At 38.3% G+C, this 19681-nt stretch carries 14 protein-coding genes; 10 read left to right on the top strand and 4 right to left on the bottom strand.

The features are described 5' to 3' along the window. Positions 1–2: 2 nt before the first annotated feature. From ML543_RS09845 to ML543_RS09835, 3 genes are all read right to left on the bottom strand, one after another. The gene (locus ML543_RS09845) at positions 3–1595 is read right to left on the bottom strand and encodes an MDR family MFS transporter (protein ID WP_243387176.1); all 1593 of its coding nucleotides are present in this window, start codon (positions 1593–1595) and stop codon (positions 3–5) included. Further along, the gene (locus tag ML543_RS09840) at positions 1583–2473 is read right to left on the bottom strand and encodes a TetR/AcrR family transcriptional regulator (protein ID WP_243387175.1); all 891 of its coding nucleotides are present in this window, start codon (positions 2471–2473) and stop codon (positions 1583–1585) included. The genes ML543_RS09845 and ML543_RS09840 overlap by 13 nt, the downstream gene beginning before the upstream one ends. A 119-nt stretch (positions 2474–2592) precedes the next feature. Then, complete coding sequence (locus ML543_RS09835; protein ID WP_243387174.1) at positions 2593–3636, bottom strand: DctP family TRAP transporter solute-binding subunit; 1044 nt, start codon at positions 3634–3636, stop codon at positions 2593–2595. Between the two features lie 80 nt (positions 3637–3716). On the opposite strand from ML543_RS09835, the gene ML543_RS09830 reads away from it, so the two are divergent. The 5 genes from ML543_RS09830 to ML543_RS09810 all read left to right on the top strand — a co-directional run bounded on the left by ML543_RS09830 (position 3717) and on the right by ML543_RS09810 (position 10260). Beyond that, entirely contained in the window at positions 3717–5315 is a 1599-nt protein-coding gene (locus tag ML543_RS09830) for an ATP-binding protein (RefSeq protein WP_243387173.1), read from the top strand. After that, on the top strand, positions 5305–5991 hold the full coding sequence (locus ML543_RS09825; protein WP_243387172.1) for a response regulator: 687 nt from the start codon (positions 5305–5307) through the stop codon (positions 5989–5991). Before ML543_RS09830 ends, ML543_RS09825 begins: the two co-directional genes overlap by 11 nt. A 152-nt stretch (positions 5992–6143) precedes the next feature. Then, positions 6144–7136, top strand: coding sequence for a TAXI family TRAP transporter solute-binding subunit (locus tag ML543_RS09820; protein WP_243387171.1), 993 nt, complete (start codon positions 6144–6146; stop codon positions 7134–7136). A gap of 501 nt (positions 7137–7637) precedes the next feature. Beyond that, the gene (locus tag ML543_RS09815) at positions 7638–8156 is read left to right on the top strand and encodes a DUF1850 domain-containing protein (protein WP_243387170.1); all 519 of its coding nucleotides are present in this window, start codon (positions 7638–7640) and stop codon (positions 8154–8156) included. Next, positions 8125–10260: a TRAP transporter permease gene (locus ML543_RS09810; protein WP_243387169.1), complete on the top strand. Its 2136-nt coding sequence runs from the start codon at positions 8125–8127 to the stop codon at positions 10258–10260. Before ML543_RS09815 ends, ML543_RS09810 begins: the two co-directional genes overlap by 32 nt. A 232-nt stretch (positions 10261–10492) precedes the next feature. Here ML543_RS09810 and ML543_RS09805 read toward each other — a convergent pair whose 3' ends face one another. Next, a complete protein-coding gene (locus ML543_RS09805; RefSeq protein WP_243387168.1) occupies positions 10493–11707 on the bottom strand; it encodes an NAD(P)/FAD-dependent oxidoreductase in 1215 nt (404 codons plus the stop codon). Positions 11708–12070: 363 nt separating this feature from the next. On the opposite strand from ML543_RS09805, the gene desB reads away from it, so the two are divergent. The 5 genes from desB (at position 12071) to ML543_RS09780 (ending at position 19644) form a co-directional block, all read left to right on the top strand. Next, complete coding sequence (gene desB / locus ML543_RS09800; RefSeq protein WP_243387167.1) at positions 12071–13192, top strand: Delta(10) desaturase DesB; 1122 nt, start codon at positions 12071–12073, stop codon at positions 13190–13192. A gap of 476 nt (positions 13193–13668) precedes the next feature. Continuing rightward, positions 13669–14910: an HD-GYP domain-containing protein gene (locus tag ML543_RS09795; protein WP_243387166.1), complete on the top strand. Its 1242-nt coding sequence runs from the start codon at positions 13669–13671 to the stop codon at positions 14908–14910. Between the two features lie 169 nt (positions 14911–15079). Further along, positions 15080–16243 (top strand): hypothetical protein, encoded by a 1164-nt coding sequence (locus ML543_RS09790; protein WP_243387165.1) that lies wholly within the window; start codon positions 15080–15082, stop codon positions 16241–16243. 80 nt (positions 16244–16323) lie between these two features. Beyond that, a complete protein-coding gene (locus ML543_RS09785; protein WP_419095367.1) occupies positions 16324–18159 on the top strand; it encodes a cation:proton antiporter in 1836 nt (611 codons plus the stop codon). Positions 18160–18453: 294 nt separating this feature from the next. Next, entirely contained in the window at positions 18454–19644 is a 1191-nt protein-coding gene (locus ML543_RS09780) for a glycine C-acetyltransferase (protein ID WP_243387164.1), read from the top strand. Positions 19645–19681: the final 37 nt, after the last annotated feature.

Raw genomic sequence — 19681 nt, 5'->3', positions numbered from 1 at the left:
GCTTATTTTGCGGCCAATTGTTCTTTTTTATCAGTATCTTGATTGGATGTACGTAAAGGAACTTCTCGTAAAAATAATGTGGTAATGAACGCTAAAGCGACAACCCCAGCACCGACGGCAAACACACTCGTCAAAGATGTATTGAGAGCGGTCTTTAACAGCGAAATGAACTGATCGAAAAAGACGCTCATTTCACTCGGAAGGCTTGAGCGAATCGATTCTAATTGAGTCGGACTCATTAAAATTTGGGGGTCTTGTAACTGGGATAAGGATTCAGCCAATTCAGGTGTTGGTTCTGGCATATTGTTCGGTTGAGCAGCTTTTAATTCCTCCTCCATACGGCTACCCATTACCGAGCCGAAGATGGCTACTCCGATTGTTCCACCAATTTGACGGAACGTCTGCATAGCAGATGTTGCGACGCCTAAAAATTTGTGCTCGACAGCGTTTTGAACAGTAATGTTAAACACAGGCATATTCATTCCTAAGCCGATACCGATGATTACAAGCTGTAAAAGTAATTTCGTTAATGAGGACTCCACTTCAAGTGTTGTATTTAGAAATAACCCAACAGACATAATGATAAAGCCAATTAACGCAAAACGTTTATATTTCCCCGTCTTTGTTATTAAGTTACCGACAATGATACTCGAGATAACCATTGAGATGGTCATGACCATTTCGACAAGACCAGATACGGTTGCAGACTGACCTTGAACGCCTTGCACATAAAATGGAACGTACATGATGGTTCCGAACATTCCCATTCCAAGTAGCATCCCTGCGATGTTTGAAACTGTGAACACGTCGTTTTTAAATAGGTAAAGTGGTAAAACAGGACTTTTCACTTTTAATTCCACAAAAATAAAGGTAATAAGAGATAGTACGGTTAAAGAAAATAAACCAATAATCTCAATTGATGCCCAATCATAACGTCCTCCAGCCCAAGTAAATCCTAATAGAAGGCTGATGATCATAACGGATAGTAAAGCAGAACCTAAATAATCGACAGGCTCTTTTTCTTTCACTTCTTGAGATGGGTACAGTTTTAAAATAAGAACGAAGGCGATGATACCGATTGGAAGGAATACCCAAAATACCCAATGCCAATCAAAGTTGTCGACAATATAGCCACCTAAAGTCGGACCGAATAAACTGGATAATCCAAATACGCCCCCAAGCAATCCTTGCCAACGGCCTCTTTCACGCGGTGAAAACAAATCTCCAACCGTCGTAAATGCAGCCGACATAATCATTCCTGCTCCGAATCCTTGAATTCCTCGATAAAGAATAAGGTCGATAATATCATTTGATAATCCGCTTAAAAAGGCGCCCAATGTGAAAATTCCGATTCCTATTAAAATGAAGATTTTACGCCCATAAATATCTGAAAGTTTTCCGACAAGCATCGCCGTAATTGTTGAAGTCAACATGTATATTGTAAATACCCAATCGAAATAATCCATTCCGCCAATTTCCGCGATGATTTTCGGTAAAGCAGTCCCTACGATGGTCATATTTACGGCTGCGAAAAACATTGCTGCCATGACAGCAATCATAATCATCACTTTTTGGCGCTGTTCTAAATGTTCCATTTTGTTACCTCCTGTTGTATTAGCATTCGCGCTTTTTTAATCAAAACGATTAGCTGTTCTTCTTTTTCTAAGTATGATAAAAGTGCTTCTAGTAAGTATTTTCTAGGTTTTTCATTCTCAAGTTCCTCTTTAAGGTAGGTGAGAACCGAGAGGTATTCTTCTTTCAGCGATTCATTTGAAAAAGCGTCCACTTTAAGCTGAATCTCTTCCAAAATGGAAGACACCGTATCCTCCCATTCTGTATGTTCAAATAATATTTCTTTTGAAATGATGGATTTTGTGATGACAGGTGGTTCCTTTTTTGTTTCCCTTTGATGGATAAAGTCGTCAATCCGATTCGCAATAAATCGAGATGAGTCGCGTACGAGGTCGTACTGTTTAGTATTCATAATGAGGAAGAGATACTCTTTAATCATCCCTTGCATCATCATGATTGTATCCCAAATAACGGGTTCTACGTGCGGGCCATACGCTTTTATCAACTGTTTATACTGCCACTGCATGATGCGTGATCGCATACGAACTTTCAGCTTCTTCAGTTGTTCATTTTCATGAAAAGGCATTTCTTTGAACTGCATGAGAATGAAATCTTTTTTCTGGAGAAAATCCTCCATTTGAACTTCAATATGTTTTTGCAGCCACTCTTTTGGAGTTGTAAAGCGTTGATCATCTAACGAAGCGAATTTCTCAAACAACTGATTTTGATTGTACTCGCAAATCTCGATAAACAACTCTTCCTTCGAAGAAAAATATTTGTATAAAGAGCCTTTCGATATGCCACATTGACTGGCAATCTCTTGAACAGAAGTACTATAATACCCTTTTTGTGAAAAGGAACTTAAGGCGACTTCTAAAATAAGTTGTTTCTTGGATTCCAATGAATTGACCTCCAAACTGCAGACTTGACCATTGAGTCATAAACAAAACCGAGTGGTCATTTGTATTCTAATGAAATTTATTTCGGGAGTCAAATGATTTATACCATAAAAAAAACTGGCTATTTACCAGTTATGACGTCGAGCTCTTCCAGTAAGTCCTCACCAATTTTTTCTGCGTATTGATGATAAAGAGGCTGTAATGCTTTTTTAAACAGGGCTCTTTCCTCTTTTAACAAAGTAACTACTTCGACATCTGTATTTTTCTTAATTTGTCTTAACGCTTCATCATTTATTTCGATTGAATGGAGACGAGACCAAGTGGTTGTTTGAGTCATCGACTGTTCAATGATTTCTTTTGCATCCTCGGGCAGTTCGTCCCAAAAATCTTTGTTCATAATGACGATGTACCCTAAATAGGAATGGTTGCTAATGGTTAAGTAAGGTTGGTGTTGATACATTTTTTTAGTTTGAAAATTCGATACGGTGTTTTCTTGCCCATCGATAAAACCCACTTCAAGATTTTCATAGATTCTATTAAAAGGGATAAAACTCACGGAAGCCCCTAGCCATTCAAATTGATCTTTTACTAGCTCACTAGGCATACTTCGAAAATGAAGCTTTTTAAAATCTGAGGGATTCTTGATGGGGTGCTTTGAATTTGAGAACTGCTTAAAACCGTTATACCAGAAAGAGAACGTTTTGACATTTTCTTTTTCCTCTAGCTCTTCCTTTAAAGTCTTTCCTATATTTCCTTCAAATGCTTCTTGGACCTCATGATAATTGTTGAAGGCAAACGGCAAGTCAAATATCGCAAACTCGGGAACGTAAGGCGTAACTTTTGAGGTAGCTGGAATGATCATTTGAACGCGATTCGTTTTCAACGCTTCCCATTCGTTAATATCTGAGTACAGAGAGCCGTTAGAGTAAATCTCAACTTTTATTCTGTTATTAGATTTAAGCTCCACGAGATTTTTAAAGTATCTTATGGCTCTACCTTTTGGCGTGTTTTCAGCTGTTACGTGACTAACTTTAATAACAATTTGATCATCTAATTTTTCTTGTTCGTCATCATATTCAACAACTTTAGTATGTTGAAAGCCAATTGAATAGGCTGCTAACACACCTGAACAAACGATTAAACTGATTAATACGAGTTTTTTCATCACAATCCACCCTCTGAATTTTCGGAACATTCGTTTCTTTCATGGTACAATATGGAGGGAATGAAGGGAAGGTTATGGTGATGAAACGACATCATATTCCAATTCAATGGAAAATGACACTTTTATCCTTCGGAGTAGTAGCTTTTACTCTATTAATTGCTACAGTTATTTTCATAGGAAAGGCCATTGGTATAAAAGAAAATGAATTAGGGAATCAAGCTTTAGTTATGGCAAGAACGGTTGCACAATTACCGATTGTTCAAGAGCAAATTCACGAACCAGAAGGATGGAAGGAAATCCAGCCAGTTGTCGAACAAATAAGAACGGTAAATGGTTCGGATTATATCGTCGTCCTTAATATGAATCGAATTCGTTATTCGCACCCATCCCCTAAGCAACTAGGAACTGTATCTTCTGGAAAGGACGAAGGACCTGCGTTTGCGGAACACAGTTATGTGAGTAAAGCGAAAGGTGAAAAAGGGATTGCCATTCGAGGATTTGTTCCGATAATGGACGGGGATCAAAGGCAAGTTGGTGTTGTGATTGTAGGAATGTTGATGCCGTCAGTTGCTGAAATTATCAACAGTATTAAAAACGAATTAATGATTACAACAGGTCTCGTTTCTTTGTTTGGCATCATCGGCTCTTGGCTATTAGCGAGGAAAATAAAAGAAGACACGTTCAATTTGGAGCCTTATGAAATTGGCAAGCTATTAGTAGAACGAACGGCAGTGTTTCAAGCGATCAATGAAGGGATTATTGCCGTTAATTCCTTGAATCAAATAACCGTGTTTAATGAAAAAGCTAAAGAGCTTTTAGCTGTGGATGGGGAATTGGAAGGGAAGGGAATTAATGAAATTTTACATGATTCTCGACTTGTTCATATTCTTTGTCAAAAAGAGGATGTTTTTAATGAGGAAGTAAGGATTAACCATAAAGTTATTTTTGTTTCCAAAGTTTCAATAAAGGTAAACGGCCGCATCGTTGGAAATGTCGCTATTTTTCAAGATCGGACTGAAATCACAAAAGTAGCAGAAGAATTAACAGGTGTTAAAGGGTTTGTCGAAGCTCTTCGCGTTCAAAATCATGAGCATCAAAATCGATTACATACAATTGCAGGACTGATTCAACTAGATGAAAAAGAGAAGGCACTACAATATATCTTCCATTCGACAGAAGAAAACATGAACTTAGTCTCTTTTTTAACAAAGCGTATCAGTTACGAGAGTGTTTCAGGGCTACTTTTAGGAAAAATACGACGTGGAAAAGAAATGGATGTAAAAGTATCCATTCATCCGGATAGTTCACTTCATTCCTTGCCCCCTTTAGTAGATGAACATGATTTAGTCGTTGTAATCGGCAATTTACTAGAGAATGCTTTATATGCTGTACAAAAGAGCACTTACAAATCGAAGGTCGTGGATGTATCCATAACAGAAAGGGAGAATTTAACTTTAATCGTTCAAGATAACGGTATCGGAATACGTGACGAAGATTTACAGGCAGTTTACCAAAAAGGTTTTACGACGAAAGGCAATGAAGGGTCAGGGCTAGGACTTCACTTAATAAAGAACACAGTGGAGAAGGCGAATGGTTCTATTACCATACAATCTTCTTTAGGTGAGGGGACTGTTGTGAAAGTAGTTATTCCAATGACCGGAGGAATGCATGATGAATGAAACAATCAGAGTAATGCTAATAGAAGATGATCCAATGGTTCAGGAGGTAAACAAATTATTTATCGAAAAAATACCTTCATTTCAAGTATGCTCATTAGCAAGGACGGGGAATGAAGGGTTCGAAAAAATTGTAGAGACGAATCCGGATTTACTATTGCTAGATATTTATATGCCCAATCAAGATGGATTGGAGACATTATCTAAACTGAGAATGGAGAATGTGGATATCGACGTGATTGCAATTACAGCTGCTAATGATCCAGATACTGTTAAGCAAATGTTTCGGCTGGGGGTCATCGATTATATAGTGAAACCATTCAAATTTGAACGGTTAAAACAATCACTTGAGAAGTACAGAGCGTATAAAATGAATTTAACAAAGGACCAGCTTGTTCAACATGATATCGATCAAATGGTATTAGGAAAAAATCAACAACATCCATCATACGGTAACCATTTGCCAAAGGGATTAAACCCCCAAACGTTACAAACTGTTTCTTCTTTTATTGAAGGGAAGAATTCGCCACTATCAGCCGAAGAGGTAGCTGATGGAGTCGGAATTGCGAGAGTAACAGCAAGAAGGTATTTGGAGTTTTTAGTGAAACAAAAGAAGGTTATTGTCACGATAGAGTATGGTCAAGTTGGACGTCCGGTTAACCTCTATCAATGGATGTAAATAAAAGCTTTCCGCTGAAGGGAAGGCTTTTTTTGTACATTTTTTTATCGATGAGAACTAAAAGACCAAAAAATACATTATGGTCAAAATATTCAAAATAGTTAGTGAAACCGCTAACATTACAAGTAAACAACAACAGGGGGGATTAGAGAATGAAAGGAAAATCGATATTTTATCTTCTTTTAACTTTACTTATGGTTGTGATGAGTGCTTGCGGAAACGAAAGTGCTTCTACAAATGATACAGGTGCTTCTAAAGGCAGTTCAATCGTTTTTGGAACAGGTGGCACCTCAGGTGCTTATTACGCAATTGGTGGATCTCTAAAGCCGATTTTTGAAGAAAGCGATCTTATTGATAATGTCACGGTTGAATCAACTGGTGCTTCTGTTGCAAACATACAGAACATAGAAGATGGCCTTAATCAGGTGGCTATTGTCATGAGTGATGTAGCTTATGATGCTATTAATGGTGAGGGACAATTTAACGGAAATGAGATTCAGGTTCAAGCGTTGGCAGGAATGTATCAAAACGTAGTACAAATTGTAGCGTTATCAGATAGCGGAATTAATAGTATAGAAGATTTAAAAGGGAAGCGTGTAGGTGTTGGAAAAGTCGGTTCTGGGGTTGAGCAAAGTGCACAGAAAGTTCTCGAAGCTGCAGGTCTAACGTATGAAGATTTAGGAAAGGTCACTCATACAGGATATGCTGATTCTGTTCAAGAGATGAAAAATGGAACACTGGATGCCGCTTTCTTTACTTCAGGTGTGCCGAATAGTAACGTAACGGACTTAATGTTGCAAAATGATGTAACATTTGTCGAGATAAAGGGAGAAGTAGCGGATAAATTGATGGAGAAATATCCATTTTATAAACCTTTTGTTATTGAAGAAGGCGATGAATCGAAATATGACTTAGATCAAAAAGTGGAGACAGTTGGAATCCAAAATATGCTTATTGCATCCAAAGATTTAGATGAAGAAGTGGCTTATGAATTAACGAAGAAGTTTTATGAATACTTAGGGTCTGATGCGGTTGCAGTAGCCTCCTTAAAAGATATTAGTCGAGAAGATATTGCGAAAGACTTGATTGCACCTTTACATCAAGGGGCGGAAAAATATTATAAAGAAAACGGCTTATTAGAATAGGATAAGTTTTTAAACTGAAACAAGCGGGGCTGGCTGATGGGTCCCCTTAAATGGAGTCAGGACTCCCATTTCTCCAATTAGTTTTGATCAAAAGAAAGGGGTCTTCGACTCTTGTGGGAACAGCACGAGCCGCAGACCCTACAGACGAGATGGCGAGGCGAGGAGGCTTTAATTAAATGAACCTTTGCTAAAAACAGCCACGTCCTGTGCAAGTCCGGAAAGCGTCCGCTACCGGATGAGAGATTAACCGAATTTAATTTACCATAAAGAAAGGGCTGTACTTTTTGGACAGCCTCACTTGCTTTTGGTTTTTGCTATTTTTTGTGCTTTTTTTAGTCTAATCATAGGAAAAAAGGTTGATTGAAGAAAAGGTTGCGGTCCAACAGGAATAGCACAGACGAGTTTGCGAGTTGGGGAACCGTAACTAGACAGGCCCGGCGCAGAAAGCGTCCGCCACCGAAAAGAAATTAACCTCATTTATGGAGAAAGGAGCTGTACTTTTTGGGCAACTCCTTTAAGCTACTTGGAGGGATTTTAGTCTTTTTAATGGGCTTTCTCCCTCAAAACGTCCTTATTCTTTCGAATAGCAACGGTGTACTCCTTTACAAGCCAACAATTACGCAACATGAAGTTTCAATGAAGTGGCTTCATTCTGTTGAAAAAGAGGAATGGGAAGAAACCTATTCTGTCACAGAAGACGAGCTTGTTCTTAAATCTACACGATTTAAAACGTTCGGAGCGGGTGTCCCTGATCAAACAGAGAAAGAGATGCTCGTTCAAGATGGGTGGGTTCTCTTAGAAGACATGTATGTGTCAATGGGAAAAGTCATCCATTTCCGTACAGGAAAAGAGACTCAGCATGTCATGACGATTAAACAATGTGATTTTTTCCTTTTACCACAGGAATCTTATCAACTAGAAGTAAAACATGTTGCCATCTATAAGATGTTATATCAATATTTTAATCATTTAAGAGAGGTGAAAGGTATTGAAGAAGTCAAAAGCTGTGGAAGAACTTGATCGAGAAAGTAATGTTAGAAGCGAATTTCCTAAGTTGGTGCGCTTGTTTATTTTAATCGTGACAGTAGGAATCGCTTCTTTTCACCTTTACACTTCGTACGCTGGACCTTTAGTTGACATAAAGCAAAGAAGTATCCACTTATTCGGACTTATGGCCATTGGCTTTTTGCTATACCCTTTTTTCTCAAAAAAGAAGGCAAATATCTCGTTTTTAGACTATCTTTCTTGTCTCCTAACGATCATTTGTGGCATTTATCTTTTAACAAGCTCAGAACGAATTATCAATAGTGGCGGACAAATTAACACAATGGATTTTATCGTCGGGATTGTCATTCTTCTTTTAATCCTTGATTTAACAAGAAGAGTTACCGGTTGGGGACTTACACTGTTAGGGCTGGGCTTTTTAATTTACGGCCTTTTTGTTAAACTTTCCATTTATCCCGACCTATCTTCAACCATATTTCTAAAAGTATTTAAACAAATCACTGTACAACTTGTTTATATTACAGAAGGGATTTTAGGTACTGCTGTAGGTGTTTCAGCAAGTTATATCATCTTATTTATTCTTTTTGGCGCTTTTTTAAGCAGGTCAGGAATGGGGAAGTTGTTTAACGATTTAGCACTTGCTGTTGCTGGTCATACAAAAGGGGGGCCAGCGAAAGTTGCTGTCATTGCAAGTGGCTTTCTTGGGTCCATTAACGGATCAGCCGTGGCGAATGTTGTAACAACTGGAACATTTACCATTCCTTTAATGAAAAAAATTGGGTATAAAAAAGAATTTGCAGGCGCAGTAGAGTCAGCGGCTAGTGTTGGTGGACAAATATTGCCGCCAATTATGGGAGCAGCGGCATTTATTATGGCAGAAAATTTAAATGTGCCGTATTCCAAAATTATTTTAGCTGGAATCATTCCTGCTTTACTATTTTATTTAGGTATATTATTTCAAGTTCATTTAAGGGCGTCTAAAAAGGGATTACAAGGAATACCGAAGAGTGAATTACCGAATGTAAAAGATGTATTGAAAGAGCGGGGACATCTTGTGGTACCGATGATTATTTTACTTTATCTGTTATTTACAGGTAAAACGCCTTTTTATGCTGCTTTTTGGTCCATTTTAGCAACCATGATCATTTCAGGATCAAGGCGCGTCTTAATGATTTCTTCTTTATTAGGTATGTACATTATTTTTCAACCGCTGCTATTCGATTCAATACTGAATGATAATTGGTTAGAGTTATTTCTAATCGTATCGATTCCTCTGGCAATTAATGTTTTTAGAAAAGGAAAGAACATGGGAGGAGAAGAGCTCCATATCCAAGATTGTATCTCAGCTTTAGAAGAGGGAACCAAAACAAGCATTCCTGTGGCCATAGCATGTGGAGCTGTTGGAATCGTAGTAGGAATCGCCTCTCTTACTGGGGTTGCTTTAGAGATTGCCAACAGTATTGTCGGAATTGGCGACATGGTCCAAAATCCGCTTGCTCAGTTAATCATAACTCTTGCTTTAACCATGGTGACTTCCATCATTTTAGGAATGGGATTACCAAGTATTCCAACTTATATCATAACAAGCACGATGGCAGCACCTATCTTACTTCAACTTCCATTGTTTCGCGAGCTTGCAGGTACGCCTGAAACAGCATTATTTGTGGCGCATATGTTTGTGTTCTACTTTGGGATCTTTGCAAACATTACACCTCCTGTTGCATTGGCTGCTTTCGCGGGTGCTGGTATAAGTGGTGGGGACCCGAACAAAACAGGCTTCCAAGCAATGAAGTTAGCTATAGCAGGATTTATTGTTCCATTCATGTTTGTATTTTCACAACAAATTTTACTGATTGATGTTTCCATTATTGATGTTACATTCATTTTGATAGCTTCGACTGTAGGAATTTTTATGTTATCCGTTGCGATCGAAGGTTACTTTGGCAAGAACTTAGGCGTAGTCATGAGGTTAGTATGCTTAGTAGGAGCCCTTTTATTAATTGTTCCAAACGTCATCTTAAACATCATAGGGATTGTTTTATTTCTTGTATTAATCGTATTAAAATTTAAAAAAGGTGATAAAGCGACTTACAATCAAGAGATGGACTTTAGCGGTTAACGAAATGAAAATACTAAGCCGACTTTTCTTAGGTCAGCTTGGTATTTTTTTATTGTTACAGAAAGTTTAAGTGCAATAAAGTGTTAAAGTATTCTCTTTACAGTTTATTTTGGTGTCTAGCTCCAAGCGCCATCAGTTCGGGTCGCTTCGGCCCTGCTGTGGCGACGGAAGCCTCCTCGCAGGTCCTCCAGCGCCCTTCGCCTAAGGACTTGCGCTTTGCGCTTTTCTTAGGTTAATGTACCACTGGTCGCGTTTGTAAGTATAAGTCGACGTTCTCGTTCGTTTCTTTCGTAATCATCTGCTTGATGATTTTGGATAGGACCATGCTATATACAGATCCATTATCTCCGTATCCATAAAAATAGTAGCAATTAGGTTCATCTTCATACATTCCGATAATCGGGAGGCCATCATGGGTTGTTCCGTAGAACGCTCCTAAGTAGTATTCGGCTTTTACGTGAATGTTTGGGAAAAGTTTATTGAACTCTTCAATGAGCTTATTCTTTTTCGCTATAATTTTGGCGTCTCGATCTTCAGAAAAATGGGTCGTATCATCTAAACCGCCAATAATGATGCGGTTATCAGCAGTTGTTCGCATATATACATAGGGTCGTGCCGATTCCCAGATAAGTGTGCGGTTGTGCCATTCTGATAAGTCATCAACTCGGTTGGTAATGGCAGCGTAAGAGCTTCCATAAAAGGCGTTCTTTTCTTTTTTAATCTCTAATGTTTCGTATCCTGCGGCAATGATGACATGTTTAGCTTTGATTTGATGTTGTTTTTTTGTAAAAACCGTTACGCCATCTTGATCAACTTTCTTCCCGCTCACTTCAGTATCTTCAAATACTTGAACGCCTTTCATTTTCGCATACTCGAGCATACCATACGTCAATTTAATCGGGTTTAGTTCAGCGTCATTTTTAAATAATATCGCAGCCGACTTTTGAAAAGGATAATGCTCTTTAATCGTATCTTCTGTCCAATATTCAACGTCGAATCCATGCTTTTTTAGTAATTCGTATTCTTTTTCAAGTGTTTTTACATGATCGGCTTCACTTGCATAATATAAGCTATCTCGACGAATGAAATCTGAATCAATTGGTAAGATGGACGAAGCCTGTTCAAGCTCCTTAATGGCTTTTTCGCATAGTTTAAAATGTCTAACGGCATTTTCTTCTCCGAAAGAGTTTGATAACTCGCTTAACATTTTTTCGCCTAAATACTGTATGAGAGCTGTATTCGTACTGGTACTTCCTTTTCCAGATTTACGCTTATCCACCACAACGACTTTTAAATCTGTATCCGCTAAATGATACGCACATTGTGCACCAGAAATACCTGATCCGATGATTAACACATCGCATTGAATATTTTCTTCAAGCTTTGGATACGTAGGTGGATGAGGAAAGGTTGTTTCCCAATAAAGCTTTCCTGATTGTAGGTTCACGCGATATTCCCCTTTCCAATTTAATAACATTTACGATTTAGCTTTTCACTAAAATTGATTTTTTTTGCATCAAATGAAAATGATTTAGAAGGATAAATATGGGTATAACTAAGGGAGGAAGTGAGGGGACGAATCTTTAACACCTAATTTTAATACTTGGTACTAAAACAATTGACAGGTAGCTTGAATTACTGTTAGGATGGAGAAGAAGATTAAAAAGAGGAGTTTTTGTTTTCAGAATATTAATTTGTTTATGAAAGTTGATTCGATGTTTTTTGGTAACTCCCCATATTTGTATAGGCTAATGAACGTATCGTTATTCGCTTAATATAGATAATGGGCTTATTTGAAAGGAGCAATTTAATGGAAAAATATCAATCGTTCGGGTGGTATGCAAAGCAAATTACCCCACATTTACCGAAAGATGTGTTTAAGCCCGTCCCCTCACGACTGTTTGGTGGTCTCGCTTATATTCTCATCACCATCGCTGGTTTCCTCACAATTGGATTGTTCGATCTCCATCCAATATGGTCTCTCTTGATTTCAATTGTTTTAGGCTTTAGTTTCGCTGCTTTAGGTTTTTTAGGTCATGAGATTTTACATGGTACGGTTGTGCGTAAACCGTGGGTTCGTGACATCTTAGGTGCCATTGCGTTTTGGCCATTATGTACAGGGCCGAAGTTGTGGAGAAAATGGCATAATGTAAATCACCATGTGCATACGCAAGATGAAGAGTTAGACCCAGATGCCTGGCCGACATTAGAGCGGTTAATGAAGAGTGGTTTTCTACGATGGGTGTATAAAATTCCGTTTCCAATTCGAGCATTCTTTTCGTTTGTTGGCTTAGCGGTGACGTTTACGCTCCATTCAACTAAAATGCTTTTTCATTTTCTGAAAGACTTTAAGCCAAAGAATCGTAAAATCGTCATCGGGCAATTTATTATTCCATGGGTAACATGGTTTACACTACTAGCGGTTATCGGTTTTGAGAAGTGGTTCTTTGCCTTTTTACTACCGTTGTTAATCGGTAACTTTATTGTAATGAGCTATATTTCAACCAATCACCGATTAAATCCGCTTGTGCCAGTCAATGACCCGCTAGCAAATAGCTTAACCGTGACAGTACCAAAATGGGTAGATGTATTGCACTTTAACTTTTCGTATCATACGGAGCATCATTTGTTCCCGAGTATGAGCCCGAAGCATTACCCATTAGTAAAAAAACACATTAAAGAAATGTGGCCAGAACGTTATCATGAAATGCCGATGTCAAAAGCATTGGTTGCCTTATGGAAAACGCCACGTGTGTACTACCAGCAACAAGAGTTGATTGAACCTCGCGCCCAACACGTATATGGATCTCTTGGAAATGGATTAGATCCGAGTAATATTGAATTCAAAAAAATTGAAATTGAAAAAGGTCAAACATTAACGGAAACAGCAAAAGAAGTATTAAGGGTTAAAAAGGTTGCCAAAGATCAATAGAGGATGTAAGGAGCTTATCGTTTAGATAGGCTCTTTTTTTTACAGGGGTACAAGGATAATAAGTAACATATAGTGGTAAATAAGGGGAAAGAACTGCTTACAATACAACCTAGTTCATGAGGGTGAGAAAAAGGCATGAAACATGTGTTTCATTGGAGTGATTTGTTTAAAATGTGTCAATGGGAGGACCTTCTGTTGTGGGTTAAATGTACTATTATAAAAGTCGTTAAAAGCAGAAAAATATTGAATCTATTAATCATAAAGTATTAAATAGTATTGTAATCATAAATTATTGTCTAAACTCTACCGATAATAATGATAAAACGGAATTTTTCTGTTGTAAATAATTACGCATGGGAATACAAGGGTGTATATCCAATAAATGGATGGATAAAAAGTTATAGATTTTGTGAAATTGTGAAGGATTTTGAAGAAATGCGTCGAATTAACAAATATGATACATCGAGGTATGGATAATGAAAAAAGGGATGATTAATTCTACTTTAATTCATGAAGAGCGACGTTCCGTTGTTCTTTTCCTTTGGCTATTTTATATTATCAGCGTTTCGTATGATATCCTGTTTTTCAACATATTGCCTCAGTATGTGATTGAAGGACCTACTGATTCAATGAGGGAAGGGCTAGGATATTGGTTTTATGTCATCTTATTTGCCCTATTGCCGATCAGTTTGTACTTGATGAGAGTTGGAAAACCAAACGCTATTAAGTATATGTACTTTGTATCTTATATCTTCATAAGCATTATCCATGAAGTGTTAATTTATATGGATAGCGCTCTAAAGTACCAAAGCGGGAACGCTGTGGAAGTTTTTCTTGTCTTATTCTCGCCCATTTTTGTCAATCGGAGATATTTCTTCGTTGTCTGTCTTGGGATGATTTTAAAATACACATCGGTCGGAATCATATTACAAAATGTTGAAGTACTGATTCCAATCGCTCTATTATGTGTTCTTTCTTTAATAGCATTTATTTTGTTAAATCGTTTCAAAGGATATGTCAATGCGGTTAGTCATGCGTACGATCAACAGCTCGAACGGATGGTTAAAGGCGTCATTGCTACATTAGAGTTAAAAGACCCTTATACAAGAGGGCATAGTGAACGGGTAGCTCAGTATGCACAAATTTTAGCAAAAGCGACAAATCAATATTCACGTGATGAACTAAAAACATTTAATTACGCTTGTTTATTGCATGATATAGGAAAAGTGAATATTCCAGATCGAATTTTAATGAAGCCTTCCCGTTTAACGAACGAAGAGTTTGATGTGATTAAATCGCATCCGGTAGTCGGTGCGCATGTGATTAAAGACGTTGAAGGGTTAAGCGGTGTAATTGATGTAATTCGTTATCATCATGAGCGTTGGGATGGAAAAGGATACCCAGAGCAGTTAAAAGGGGAAGAGATTCCTTTCTTAGCGCGGATTACTTCTGTAGCCGATGCGTTCGATGCCATGACCTCTTCGCGTTCCTATCGAAAGGCATTGCCGCTTGAAGAAGCATACAGACGTATTGTCGAGGGGAGAGGATCGCAATTTGATCCTCAGGTCGTCGACTTGTTTGAAAAAGAGTTTCCAAAGTGGAAAAAAGTTTATGAAAGCTATCCGTGGGATCAGCCTTCAGGACTTGAGTTGTTGGTTGAAGCACAAGCTTATCTTAAACAGGGAGGTGAAGAAAGAAATGAAAATCCGCAAGCTTAAAAAAGTAAAAGCTACATGCTGGTGGTGTGGCTGGAAGTGGTATTAATTTCTATGGGAGGATGCTATTGTAGCATCCTTTTTTCAATAAAAAATCTTTTTTGATGAAATTCGTTTAAACGGTTAATGGCGTGTATAAAACTTCTAAGTTTATTACCCCCAGGAGGTTCATATGCAAATTTCTCGTCAAACTACGTTGGTATTACACTCGTTAACGATTCGACCCGACCGGAAGCATTTTATTGTGGAAGATCATGAAACTCGTGAGTTTTTTGAAATGCCAGAAGTGTGCGTGGAAGCGATACGGAAAATTCAAAAGGGGTTGAATCTCGGACAAGTAGAGAAGGAATTAATATCTCAGTATCCAAATGAAGAGATTGATATCATCGATTTTGGTCAACAGTTATTTGAGCTACAACTTATTCAAGAAATTGATGGACAACCTGTTCAAACAAAGACCGAGAAAAGAGAGAAAGGTCAATTTTTATGGATTTCCCCTCAATTCGCAAAAGGGATTATCCCGAGGTGGACGGTAAAAGGAGTTGTTTTACTAGCTATTATCAATAGTGCTCTCTTTTTTGTTCAACCTTCTCTATTCCCACATTATAAGGACTTATTTGTATTCGATTATATGAGTTTGAACTTGTTGTTATGGATGGTTGTGACAGCTATTACTCTATTACTGCACGAATTCGGTCATGTTTTAGCAGCGCGTGCTTACCAATTACCCACCCACCTTTCGATCGGTCACCGTCTTTTCTTTGTTGTTCTCGAAACGGATCTGTCACATGGGTGGTCTTTACAAAGAAAAGACCGAAATATTTTATATTTGGCCGGAATGTATGTTGACCAGTGGGTTCTATTTCTCGCATTAATGGGACAACTTTTCATGCCAAACGTATTTTTATTTCAATTAATCGTTCTAGATGTTTTCATTCGGACTGTCTTTCAGTGCTGTTTATATATGAAGACCGATTTGTATTATGTATTAGAAAACTCGACGGGTTGCTACAATTTAATGGAAAGTGGAAAAGAGCGACTAGCACGTTGGATGCCCTTTATGAAAAAAGAGAAACATACACAAATTTTTGAGGGAGAAGAAGCGGTAGTACAGGCATATAGTATTGTTTATGTCTGTGGAGTGGTTATCACGACAATCGTATGGTTTTTTTATTTCTTACCTCAACTATATGTAGCTTTTCAAGATACCGTTCCGTATCTACTGACTTGGAATGGAGATTCTCATTTTTGGGACGCATTTCTCTTTATAAGTCAATCGACTTTGATGCTTTCCTTTCTCTTATTCTCGTGGGGAAGGAAAGTGAAACAATCTTAGTACTAATTAGCAGACATTGGTTTAAGCCCCCTATGAATTTGGGTAAAACCATTCTATCTTTTTAAGATGGAAGGGATTAAATGATGCTTGAATCCATGTTGGTGCAAATAATGGTTATTATCGCTATTGGGATAGGGGCACAGTGGATTGCTTGGAAGTTTCACCTTCCTGCAATCGTTATTATGTCTGTCGGAGGACTTCTTTTAGGACCCGTATTTGGAATGATTAATCCTGAACAAGATTTCGGTGACCTTTTTCAGCCGCTAATATCCGTTGCGGTGGCTCTCGTATTATTTGAAGGAAGTTTACATTTAGATTTTAGAGAGATAAAAGGGTTAGGTAAGCCAGTTATTAGACTGGTGACGGTTGGTGCGGTATTATGCTGGATTTTTGGTGCACTTAGTGCTCATTTTGTAGCAGGATTGTCGTGGGCTGTATCCTTTGTCATTGGAGGAGTGTTAATTGTAACAGGTCCAACGGTTATCATGCCGCTTCTTCGACAAGCGAAACTGCATCCGCGTCCTTCTACAATGTTAAAGTGGGAAGGCATTATTGTCGATCCACTAGGGGCGTTACTCGCGGTATTTGCGTTTGAGATTATGCTCGTTGTTCAAAAGGGAAAGACCTTAATGGAGTTAGGTGTTTTCTTTATAGGTGTCTTTTTGTCCGTTATTATCGGCTGGGCAAGTGGGAAAGGGGTTGCCATGATGTTTAAAAAAGGGTATGCCCCTCAATTTTTAAAATCGCCGATGGTGTTAGCGGTTGTCATCTTTTGTTTTACGATTTCCGATGAACTTGTTCATGAGACTGGGCTCGTGGCTGTGACTGTAATGGGGATGACATTGGCGAATACACGCATTTCATCCGTTCATGACTTGAGGCACTTTAAAGAGAATATATCGGTACTACTCATTTCAGCCATTTTTGTGATGTTAACGTCTTCTTTAACAAAAGAGACACTTTTGAATATTTTGCGACCCGAAATTATCGGATTTGTTATTCTGATGATGTTTGTAGTACGGCCATTATCGGTCTTTCTATCAACAGTTCGGACCGACTTATCGAAGAAGGAGAAGCTGTTTATCGGCTGGATAGCTCCAAGAGGGATAGTTGCGCTGACGGTATCAAGCTACTTTGCTTCCATTTTAATGCAAGCGGGGTTTGAAGATGCTGCAATCCTTACGCCATTAACATTCGCTCTTGTGTTTGCTACAGTTTGTATGCACGGTTTTACGATGAAGTGGTTAGCAGATAAGCTATCGCTTTCAAGTAACGGTCAACCAGGAGTCCTGTTTGTCGGATCCAACACGTTTACTGTGCAATGGGCAAAACAGCTCCAGAATCTTAATGTTCCAGTCCTTGTTGCTGATGCATCTTGGAAAAAGTTAAAGCTGGCTCGAGCGGAAGGAATTCCTTTTTTTCATGGAGAGATCTTGTCGGAGCAAACGGAGTTTTCTCTCAATATGACGCCTTATGAGTACTTAATTGTTGCAACAGAATACGATTCCTACAATACACTCGTTTGTACATCTTTTATGCCTCAGTTTGGACGTGAGAATATCTATCAGCTTCGTTTTCAGCAAGATGTAGGAGATGAATTGAAAGAAATTCATCCAACGATTGGTGGACATATGCTATTTGAACACACCGAGACATGGGAAAGCCTAGTATCACGGTTAGAAGAAGGGTTTGTATTAAAGAATACAACGATTACGGAACAGTATTCGTATGAAGAGTACATGCGGAATCAGGATTACGAAGCCATTCGACTCATGGTATTGAAGGCATCGGGGCAACTTCATTTTTATACGAATGATCAAAAAATGAACATAGAGGCAGGCGACACGATTATGAGTCTAGCCCCACCTTCACGAAAAGGTAGCGTTTCGAATAAAAGTATTCAACTCACTAACTAAGCGTTTACAGCTTAGTTTTCTTTTTTATGACTGATTTTATAAATGTTGCTAGCGAGTGCGAGAGTTTTTGTATATTTGTCCGAACGGAATTGAACAATAGTAAGAAGTACTTTGTTCAGTTATACGGGGTGAAAAGTATAAAAAAGTGTCCTTCATATGTAAACATTTAAAATTGTTTGTGATAAGATATTAATAATTAATCATTGAAGTATAAGGATTTTTATGTAAATTAAATGTCCTTACCAAAAGGACATATGTATGTTTCAGTCAAACAAATGATGGAGGGGAACTGTCATGTCTAGCCATACGCTTGATACGTTTTTAAAGGAAAATTTGGAAGATTTAAAATCAAGAGGCCTTTACAATGTCATCGATCCACTTGAAAGTGCAAATGGACCAACCATCCAGATTAATGGACAAGAGCTTATTAACTTGTCTTCAAACAACTACTTAGGTCTAGCTACAGATGAAAGGTTAAAAGAAGCTGCTCAAAAAGCGGTTGAAGAATACGGTGTAGGTGCAGGGGCCGTTCGTACCATTAACGGTACATTAAAAATTCATCTTGAGTTAGAAGAAAAGCTTGCTCAATTTAAGCATACAGAAGCTGCGATTGCCTATCAGTCAGGATTTAACTGTAATATGGCAGCTATTTCTGCCGTGATGGATAAACATGATGCGATTCTTTCAGACGAGTTAAACCATGCTTCTATTATCGATGGCTGTCGATTATCAAAAGCGAAAATCATTCGTTACAACCACTCTGACATGGATGATTTACGACAAAAAGCGAAGGAAGCGAAAGAATCAGGTCTTTATAACAAAATCATGGTGATTACAGATGGTGTCTTCTCAATGGACGGAGACATTGCAAAGCTTCCAGAAATCGTTGAGATTGCAGAGGAATTCGATTTAATTACGTATGTAGATGATGCGCACGGTTCTGGAGTTCTTGGAAATGGTGCTGGGACAGTGAAACATTTTGGCTTATCCGATAAGATTGATTTCCAAATTGGTACATTATCAAAAGCGATTGGTGTTGTCGGTGGTTACGTAGCCGGTAAGAAAGAACTCATTGATTGGTTAAAAGTTCGTTCTCGTCCATTCCTATTCTCTACTGCACTTACACCTGCGGATGTAGTTGCAGCGACAAAGGCAATTGAAATCTTATCTAATAGTACAGAATTACAAGAACGTTTATGGGAAAATGGACGTTACTTAAAAGAAGGGTTACAAAAGTTAGGATTTGATATCGGAGAAAGTGAAACGCCAATTACACCATGTATTATTGGGGATGAAGTGAAAACACAAGAGTTCAGTAAGCGACTAAACGAAGAGGGTGTATACGCAAAAGCCATTGTATTCCCAACGGTTCCGCGTGGTACAGGACGTGTACGAAACATGCCAACGGCTGCTCATACGAAAGAAATGCTAGATCAGGCGCTAGCGATTTATGAAAAAGTAGGAAAAGAGCTAGGAGTTATTTAATTTTTCTCATCGGTGGAGAACGAGACTTTGGGGGAAT

Origin of the sequence: Bacillus kexueae (assembly GCF_022809095.1) — a bacterium.
GTDB lineage: Bacteria > Bacillota > Bacilli > Bacillales > Aeribacillaceae > Bacillus_BZ > Bacillus_BZ kexueae.
This window is presented reverse-complemented; position numbering and strand designations above follow the sequence as displayed.